This is a genomic window from Actinomyces sp. ICM39 (assembly GCF_000282935.1).
Lineage (GTDB): Bacteria > Actinomycetota > Actinomycetes > Actinomycetales > Actinomycetaceae > Pauljensenia > Pauljensenia odontolytica_B.
Window position 1 is genome coordinate 31,016 of record NZ_ALCB01000007.1, and the last position, 8,839, is coordinate 39,854.

At 64.3% G+C, this 8,839-nt stretch carries 6 protein-coding genes; 2 read left to right on the plus strand and 4 right to left on the minus strand.

The features are described 5' to 3' along the window. Window positions 1–341 precede the first annotated feature (341 nt). On the plus strand, window positions 342–3,167 hold the full coding sequence (locus tag HMPREF1137_RS00275; RefSeq protein WP_034495988.1) for a glycoside hydrolase family 66 protein: 2,826 nt from the start codon (window positions 342–344) through the stop codon (window positions 3,165–3,167). Between the two features lie 124 nt (window positions 3,168–3,291). Here the strand turns inward: HMPREF1137_RS00275 and HMPREF1137_RS00280 are convergent, their stop codons facing one another. From HMPREF1137_RS00280 to HMPREF1137_RS00290, 3 genes are all read right to left on the minus strand, one after another. Beyond that, the gene (locus tag HMPREF1137_RS00280; protein WP_007587465.1) at window positions 3,292–3,642 is read right to left on the minus strand and encodes a hypothetical protein; all 351 of its coding nucleotides are present in this window, start codon (window positions 3,640–3,642) and stop codon (window positions 3,292–3,294) included. Window positions 3,643–3,888: 246 nt separating this feature from the next. Continuing rightward, window positions 3,889–4,515, minus strand: coding sequence for a DUF4232 domain-containing protein (locus HMPREF1137_RS00285; protein WP_007587450.1), 627 nt, complete (start codon window positions 4,513–4,515; stop codon window positions 3,889–3,891). A 114-nt stretch (window positions 4,516–4,629) separates the two neighbouring features. Then, complete coding sequence (locus tag HMPREF1137_RS00290) at window positions 4,630–6,132, minus strand: amino acid permease (protein WP_034495990.1); 1,503 nt, start codon at window positions 6,130–6,132, stop codon at window positions 4,630–4,632. Between the two features lie 215 nt (window positions 6,133–6,347). Here HMPREF1137_RS00290 and HMPREF1137_RS00295 point away from each other — a divergent pair, with 215 nt between their 5' ends. Continuing rightward, the gene (locus tag HMPREF1137_RS00295; protein WP_007587491.1) at window positions 6,348–7,040 is read left to right on the plus strand and encodes an MgtC/SapB family protein; all 693 of its coding nucleotides are present in this window, start codon (window positions 6,348–6,350) and stop codon (window positions 7,038–7,040) included. A gap of 69 nt (window positions 7,041–7,109) precedes the next feature. Here the strand turns inward: HMPREF1137_RS00295 and HMPREF1137_RS10325 are convergent. Beyond that, a partial coding sequence (locus HMPREF1137_RS10325; protein ID WP_231283980.1) for a hypothetical protein occupies window positions 7,110–8,839 on the minus strand: 1,730 nt, incomplete at its 5' end.

The following is an 8,839-nucleotide window of genomic DNA, read 5'->3' on the forward strand; positions in this document are numbered from 1 at the left end:
TCGTCAATGAGAACAGAGCGAGCGAAACGGACTCGCAAAACCCAACTTTTCAGGATACTCCCCACTGCGCCCCTGTTAGACACTTTCATAAAACAACGACAGACCCCATCCTCACATAACAGCCATTACACCAGCTCACGGGCGCACAACACCCGGCAAATACACAGAAATTCAACCGACCCACGATTTTACTTGTCCGCACTGCGGGACATTTTCACTCAGCATGACCATATTGTCGGTTAATTTACTGAAAAATCGCTTTACCGTTGAATGGGCGCATTTTCACGCGCATGACTCCCCCACCGGGCAGTCCCGTCAACGATTTCGAGGACACACACGTCATGGAGACACGACATCCCCTGACCATCCCCGCCGCCATCGTGCTGGGCACCGCGGTCGTCGCCACCGCTCTGCCCCTGCCGAGCAGCACACCGGCCACCGCCACGGGCACGGCGCACGTCACCCGCGCCTACACGGACAAGTCCACACACGAACCGGATAAGCAGGCGACGATCACGGCCGAGGCCTCGACCGGGGGAACCGTCCACTTCTCCGTCAGCCACCTCGGCGTCGAAATCAACTCGGGCGACGCCACCGTAACAAACGGCAAGGCCACCTGGACCTACACGACGCCGAGCGAGAACAACCAGGGGTACCTCGTCACCGCGACCGGCGGGGACGGCACACACGCGGAAACCGCCATCGACGCCTCCACCAACTGGACGCGCTTCCCACGCATGGGCTACCTCTCCCACTTCAAGCCCGCTGCCCCCGATGGCTTGGCGGACAACGCCACCTACGAGCCCTACCTCTTCCACGCCCCGTCCGACTACGTCACGAAGCTCAGCCAGGACTACCACCTCAACGCCTTCCAGTACTACGACTGGCAGTACCGCCACGAGCAGCCCGTCGCCAAAGGCGACCTCAAAAACGAGTGGCCGCTGTGGTACCGAGACACCTACGCCTCCGCTGCGACCATCAACACCTACGTGACCACCGCGGACAACGTCGGCGCCGCCTCGCTGGCCTACTCCATGGCGTACGCAGCCAACGACGGCTACGACACGAACGCCATCAAAGAAGACTGGATCCTGCGCGAGAACAACGGCTCCTACTGGCAACGCGACTTTGGCAGCCAGTGGTGGGTCCAGGTGCCCCCCAACACGCCCAAGCCCCAGAACCACATGACGATGATGAACGTCAACAACAAGGGCTGGCGCGACTACATCACCGGCCAATACGTGGACCAGAAGAAGACGTTCAACTTCACCGGCACGCACATTGACACGCTCGGTCAGACCCACAAGAAGGATGCTTCCGGCAACAAGATCGACCTGACCGAAGGCCTGTCATCGCTCGTTAACGAGACGGCCGAGAAGACGAAGGGCGCGGTGGGCATCAACCTGCCCGATGGCGCTGGCAACGACAAGCTCATTAACGGTTCGTCCACGTACCTGTACACCGAGCTGTGGGACAACAACGAGACGAACGCACAGGTCGCCAGCTATCTGCAGGGTGTGCGTGGCTCGGGCGCGAAACAGCCGCTGATCGTGGCCGCCTACGCGAACGACTACGATCCGACCACCCGCTACTGGGACGCGGCAGCCAACAAGTACAAGCATCCCGAAATCGCTGCCGACAACGGCGTGCGTATCGAGGCCGAGTCCGACCAGGCGCGCGTGAGCGGCGACGTCACCATCGTGTCGGGCGACGCTTCCGCATCTGGCGGCTCCTACGCGTCGGGTATTGCCAAGGACGGCGACGCCGTCACCTTCACCGTTGACGCAGGACAGGGAGGCACCTTCACCTTCTCGCCGCGTTACTCGAGCCCGCAGGCAGATGGCGCCAGCCACCAGGTGATGATCGACATGGGCAAGAAGGGGCAGCAGAAGCTCCTGAAGTACGTCACCTTCAGCAAGACGCAGAGCGACTCTGACTGGCGCGAGGACATCAGCATCAACGTGGAGCTCACCCCGGGCACCCACACGATTTCCTTCCCGATCGACAAGTACGAGAAGTACGCGCCCGTCAACATAGACTGCATTACATTCCGGGAGTTCAACGCAGATTCCGTTAAGCTCGCCGACGCGATGTTCGCGGCGAACGGCGCGCACCACCTGGAGCTCGGCGACTATGGGCGCATGCTGGACGATCAGTTCTTCGCTGAATCCGGCCGAGGACTGTCCCCAGACCTCCAGGCGTGGATGAAGAACTACTACAACATCTCCACCGCCTACGAGAACCTACTCTTCGGCGACAACCTGACGCGCAAGGAACGCCAGGTCGAGGTTTCGACGAACGGCGTGGGCCTGCCGACTTCGACGGACGGGGCCGCGAACACGATCTGGGCGAACACGATGACGTCCAACGCGGGCACGGCCCTGCACCTGATCAACCTGCGTACCAACGACAACGAAGGCAACGACGAATACTGGCGTAATGCCGCCAAGCAGATCCTCGCCTTCGACAACACGTCCGTCACCTACCACCTGGAGGACGGCGAGGCGATCCCCGGTTCGATCTTCGCCGTCAGCCCGGACGTTGACGGTGGCCGCGCGACGCCCCTCGACTTCACGACGGGCACGGATGAGCAGGGCCGCACGACGATCACGTTCAACGTGGGCCGCCTGGCCTCGTGGGACATGGTCGTCTTCTCCCCCGCCACCTACGCGGACCGCGCAGCTGCTGCACCTCAGGCAGTGAACACGTCCGACAACGCCGCCGCAACCGACGCGGACCACGCGGGACTCGTGCCCGCAACGATCGTCGGCCAGCTGCGCAACGGCCTCGGCCAGTGCCTGACCTCCCAGGACCCGAAGGCATCCAACGGCACCCCCGTGGCGAACAGCAACTGCGCCGGGAACAGCGCCGCGCAGACCGTCATCTACGAGGGGGACGGGCACCTACGCATCGGCGACCGCTGCGTCGACGTCCTGGGCGGCTACACCAAGGAGGGCACGGTCGCGCACATGTGGACCTGCTACCCGGCTCTGGAATCCCAGAAGTGGGATCTCAACGAGAACGGCCAGCTCGAAAACCGCGCGTCCGGCCTATGCCTGACGATCCCAGGCGACACGACGCGCGACGCCACGCAGGCGGTCATCTCGCAGTGCTCCGACACCTCCAAGTCTCAGCGCTGGACGCTCACCGAAGCATCCGGGCAGTAACGGCCCATCCTCCCCGGCGCGGGCACAGCTGGGGAGGACGCAGTGCCCGCGCGCTGCACACAAGACTCGGCCCCGGCCTCGTTCATTTCACGAGGCCGGGGCCGAGTCAGGCGTTTGCGGGTCGTCAGGAACGGGCGACCTCGACGGCGGGAGACTGCACCAGGTTCGACAGGGCAGCGATGTAGGCACCGATCTGCTTGCGGTTGAGGCTGTCCTGCATGAGGTTCGGCATGCCCTTCGTCGTGCAGGTGATCTCGGCCACGACACCTTCCTCGTTGGGAATAAAACCAACGATGATGTTCTCGCCCCAGGACATCATGCCCATCGGGGTATCGAAAGTAATCACGCGCCCGTTCGGGTCGGAGCGCGTCAGCGTCGCCTTCTTGACAGCCTGCACGGCCTGGGTTGCGGCCGGGAACAGCTGATCGAACGGCACGTTGAACTGGAACGACTGCGTCGTGGAACGCATACCCATGAGAGTGTCTCCTTAAAGATCTCAGTGTGCGCAGTCGGCGCGCACAGGTCACGCGTCGACCGGTGAAGAAGGGGTCACGCGCACCGACGCGATCGCCTCGGTGTGACGCTGCGAGTGCGCGACTTCTTCCAGCTGGTTCAGCCTATCAGCACACGCCCAAATCTCATATTCGCTTCCATCGGCGCTCGTACAAAAGACTGCCGGGCACCCTCACGGGCACCCGGCAGCGTCGCGTCTACGGAATCATCAACGCGGCTCGAAGGGGCTCACCGACACCGAGGGCATCTCCTGGCACACGCGCAAGGTCAGCTGCAGGCTCGTCGCGCCGGTGCCGGCCTCGGGCATGATGTCGACCAGCTCCGAATCGGCGGGGTTGCAGCCTTCAACGCCGTCCGTCGACTCTGCCGTCAGGGTCACGCCCACGCGGCCTCCCTGAGCGATCGTGTAGACGTTGCCGGGGTCCTCACCATCGCGCACGGCGGTGGAGATGACGGAGCCGCCGCCGGAGAAGATGACCTGCGGGAAGCCGTCAATCCAGCACGAGGGCCCCTCGTTCGTGAAGCCGATGTCCACGTAGGTGGTGCCGCCCGCCTCCTGCTGGGAGTCGATGGAGGGCTGCAAGTTCGTCAGGTCGCAACGCTGATCATTGTCGGCAACGTTCACCTCGGGGGCCTGGTTCCCCTCATCGGGCACACCACTCTGGGGGCCGGCGCCGCTCTGGGCGGGCATGCCGCTCTGTGAAGAGGCGCTCGACGAATTGGACGAGGCCGCGGACCCCGCCTCGGGCTGGTTGCCCTTCGGGGAGCAGGCAGCAATACCCAGGACGAGGGCCGACAGGGAGGTCACGGCAAGAATGCGTCGCGTGTTGATCATGGCCCCATCCTATGAAGTGCCACGCCGCTCACGCACCGCCACGCCGGGCGAGACCCAGGGGTGACAAGCGGCGCACCCGGGCGTGCCCGCCCACTGCGCCCGGCCTCGTCGATGTCAGTGCGTGACGGGTTCGATCTCGACGGGCGCCACGTCCATCTCAGCCAGCGGCACCACCCGATCCTTGCGCGCCACGTGATAGCCCCACCACACGACTCCGAAGAGCGGCAGGCCGATGTAGGAGGAGGCAACCTCCCAGACCTGGCCATGCAGCACGGCTTCATAGTTCTGTCCGGCCATGACCACCAGGCACATGACAAAAGCGATGATCGGGCCGGCCGGGAAGAACGGCGAGCGATACGGCAGGTCCTCCAGGCGGTAGCCCTGTAGCAGGTAGGCGCGGCGGAAACGAATGTGACTGACCGCGATGCCCAGCCACATGATGATGCCGGAAATACCGACGATGTTGACCAGCCAGATGTAGGCATCGTTGAAGACCAGCTGCGTGAGGAAGCCACACGCCGCCGTCACCGTCGTCACGGCCATCGCGTAGGCGGGCACGCCGCCCTTGGTGACGCGGGCGAAGATCGCGGGCGCCTGACGCTTGAGAGCCATCGAGTGCAGCATGCGCGAGGCCGCGTACAGGCCCGAGTTACCCGCGGACAGGATCGAGGTCAGGATGACCGCATTCATGACGGCGGCCGCCGCGCCGATGCCCATGCGCGCAAACACGAGCGTGAAGGGCGACTGCGCGATGTTGTTCGCCGAGTCATCGGCCGCGCTCAGCAGGCTCGGATCCGTGTACGGAAGCAGCGTGCCGATGACCGCGATAGCGCCGATATAGAAGAACATGATGCGCCAGAACACCGTGCGGATCGAACGCGGCACGTCCCTGCGCGGGTTCTCAGATTCGCCCGCGGCCACGCCCACCAGTTCGGTGCCCTGGAAAGAGAAGCCCGCGATCATGAAGACTGCGATGACGCCCACGAAGCCGTTGTGGAAAGGCGCGTCCCCAATCGTCCAATTCGACAGGCCCGGAGAGTTTTCACCCATGACCCCGGCGATCATGAAGACGCCCGACAGGACGAAGACGATGACGATGACGACCTTGATAGCCGCCAACCAGAATTCGGCCTCGCCGTAGACTCTCGCCGAGAGCGCGTTGAGCCCGACGACGATGACGAGGAAGCCCACCGCCCAAATCCACGAGGGAACGGACGGAAACCAATACGCCATGACGAGTCCCGATGCCACGAGGTCCGCGGCCACCGTCACCGCCCAGTTGAACCAATAGTTCCACCCCATGGCAAAACCGAAGGACGGGGAGATGAACTTGGTGGCGAAAGTCTGGAAGGAGCCAGCGACCGGCTGGTGCGCGCTCATCTCACCCAGCGACTGCATGAGGAGCAGCACCATCAGGCCGATCGCTGCGTAAGCGACGAGGGCGCCGCCCGGACCGGCGTTTGCGACCGTCGCACCGGAGGCCAGGAACAGGCCCGTTCCGATAGCGCCGCCGATGGCGATCATCTGCATGTGACGCGACGCCAGGCCGCGCTTGAGCGCGGTGTTGGAGCGCTCCTGCACATCGTTGGCGATGTCGTCGGGAGTGGGGGTAGCCATGAGTCGGTTCCTCATCTGTCGATCGTCGAGTCCCATCTTAGTCCCACAAACGCTTGTGTCGACGTTGGTAGATTCTTTTCTCATTCTTTAACGAGGCCGGAGCTGTCCCTCCGCTCTTGACACCCCACGCCCCGCCACGGCCTCGCCCGACCAAACGAGTCACACACACGCCGGGCGGTTACACTAAACCCACCCACGCCACGCAGGAGGTTCCTATGACGCAATCCCTCATGAGCATCGGTTGGATGCTCCTCGCCCTCGTCCTCGCTGCGTCCATCGGTCTCGAACGCCAGATCCGAGGCAAAAGCGCGGGCATCCGCACCCAGGCCATCGTCGGCCTCACCGCCTGCTTGATGATGCTCATCTCCAAGTACGGCTTCTCTGACATCCTCGTCGACGGCATCACCCGCTACGACCCATCGCGCGTCGCCTCGCAGATCGTGTCTGGCATTGGCTTCCTGGGCGCGGGCATCATCCTCACCCGGCACGGCGCGATCCGAGGCCTGACGACTGCGGCCACGATCTGGGAGACCGCCGCAATTGGCATGGCATGCGGCGCAGGCCTGTGGTGGCTCGCCGTGGCCGGCACCGTTTTGCATTTCATCGTCATCGCCCTGCTGACCCCGCTCGTCCAGTTCATTTTGATGCGCGCGCACGGACACAAGGTCACGTTGACGGTCCACTACTCCCCCGGACACGGGGTACTGTCCTCACTACTCAGCCAGGTGTCTGCCCTCGGCTGGACGGTCTCCGCTGTATCAACCCACACGGAGGCCAACGGCCGTGCGACAACGGCACGTTTCACCGCAGCCACGCGCCAGGATCTCTCGCGTTCCCTGCTCGTGACGACCCTCGCGGACCTCGACGGCGTCGCAGGCGTGGACATCAACGAAGACGACGACGAGTAAACGATCTCGACATGATGGGAGGGCCCGCGGCGTGTGCCGCGGGCCCTCCACTTGTGTCATCTCAACACGTCACGAACGCGTCCCGAAGGGGTTGTAGGGCTTATCGCCCTGCTGCCCCTGGTTGTAGCCCTGCTGGCCATACTGCGGCTGGCCGTACTGCTGCTGACCATACTGCGGCTGGCCGTACTGCTGCTGGCCGTACTGCTGCTGGCCCTGAGCGGCCTGGGGAGCCTGGAAACCACCCTGCTGGGGCTGAGCGCCCGGGTAGCCGCCCTGCTGGGGCTGAGCGCCGTACTGCGGCTGGCCGTACTGCCCCTGCTGGGACTGGAAGGCGCCCTGCTGCTGGGCAGCCGGATATCCACCCTGCTGTGCCTGAGCACCATACTGCGACTGGCCCTGAGCGGCCTGGGGAGCCTGGAAGGAACCCTGCTGAGGCTGAGCGCCATACTGCGCCTGCTGGCCAGGCTGGTTCATGGGTGCACCAGTGAAAGCACCACCAAGAGCGCTCGGGTTGTCAACCGGCGCAACCTTGCCGTTCTTGAGTTCCAGGAGCAGGACAACACCGGAAGCACCGAGGCCGATCGAGAAGATCAGGAAGAGGATACCGCCGAAACCAAGCGAGGCCCTCGCGAGAACACCGAGCACCTGGAGAACACCAATCAGGGCGGTTAGGATCGCGACGATACCGGAGGACAGGAAGGCCCACTTTTGGTTCGTGAACCAGTAGGCAGCTCCCAGGCCAACCGCAATCAGCATGAGGAAGATGTGGAAGAAGGCGTAGCCGCCCGCCGAGAACATCGTGAAGGAATCGCCGTAGAGCGACCCGAAGGGCAGGACCATCGAGACGATCGACAGGACGAACGAAGCGGCCATGCCAATGAGCGCGTAGGTGGCGCGCACGGAGCGGCCCTTCACCTTGCCGGTCTCGGTAACGACGGCGCTCTGGAACTGGTTGAACGCCGTGTTAGCGGCTGCGCCAAACTGCTGGGCGGCAGCCTCAAACTGCTGGCCCGTCGAGGCGCCCTGCTGGCCGCTCTGAGCGGCGTACGAGGGCTGCTGACCCGCCGGCGCATATCCCTGAGCGCCGCCCGGGGCGGCGTACTGGGACTGCTGGCTCGGCTGCGCGCCATACTGCGCCTGGCCGTAGCCCTGCTGCTGGCCCGCCGCCTGGGCGGGGTTCTGCCCGTAGGCAGCGGCCTGCGCCGCAGCGTTCTCTTCCGCGACAATCTCGGCCATGGAACGCTCGCGCGTCCCATCAATGATCGTACGCTCAAGTTCCTCGTCCGAAATCGAGGGGGCCGAGGCCACGGGCGTTTCCGTCAGGGGCGTCACCTGAGGCTCCCCAGCGAAGGGCTGGACCTCTTCAACGCTCTGCTGGGGTTCGTCCGCAACAGGCTCGGGCTCAACGACAGGCTCGGGCTCAACGACAGGCTCGGGCTCAACGACGGGAGCAACAGCCTCGACCTGGGGAGCACCCCACGCGTCGGACTGCACGGGCTCAGCTTCCACAGCGGGCTCAACGACGGGAGCAACAGCCTCAACCTGCGGAGCACCCCACGCATCAGACTGAACAGGCTCAGTCTGCGGAGCACCCCACACGTCAGACTGCACGGGCTCAGCTTCCACAGCGGGCTCAACAACAGCAGCAGGCTCTTCAACAACCGGCTGAGCCTCCTCCACCACCGGAGCAACAGCCTCAACCTGCGGAGCGCCCCACGCATCGGACTGCACGGGCTCGGTCTGCGGAGCACCCCACACGTCAGACTGCACGGGCTCAACTTCCACAGCGGGCTCAACAA

Excerpts from the sequence above, each read along its gene's own strand:
- HMPREF1137_RS00280 (WP_007587465.1), bottom strand. The coding sequence starts at position 3,642 with ATGGGTATGCGTTCCACGACGCAGTCGTTCCAGTTCAACGTGCCGTTC.
- HMPREF1137_RS00285 (WP_007587450.1), bottom strand. The coding sequence starts at position 4,515 with ATGATCAACACGCGACGCATTCTTGCCGTGACCTCCCTGTCGGCCCTC.
- HMPREF1137_RS00295 (WP_007587491.1), top strand. The coding sequence starts at position 6,348 with ATGACGCAATCCCTCATGAGCATCGGTTGGATGCTCCTCGCCCTCGTC.
- HMPREF1137_RS00290 (WP_034495990.1), bottom strand. The coding sequence starts at position 6,132 with ATGGCTACCCCCACTCCCGACGACATCGCCAACGATGTGCAGGAGCGC.
- HMPREF1137_RS00275 (WP_034495988.1), top strand. The coding sequence starts at position 342 with ATGGAGACACGACATCCCCTGACCATCCCCGCCGCCATCGTGCTGGGC.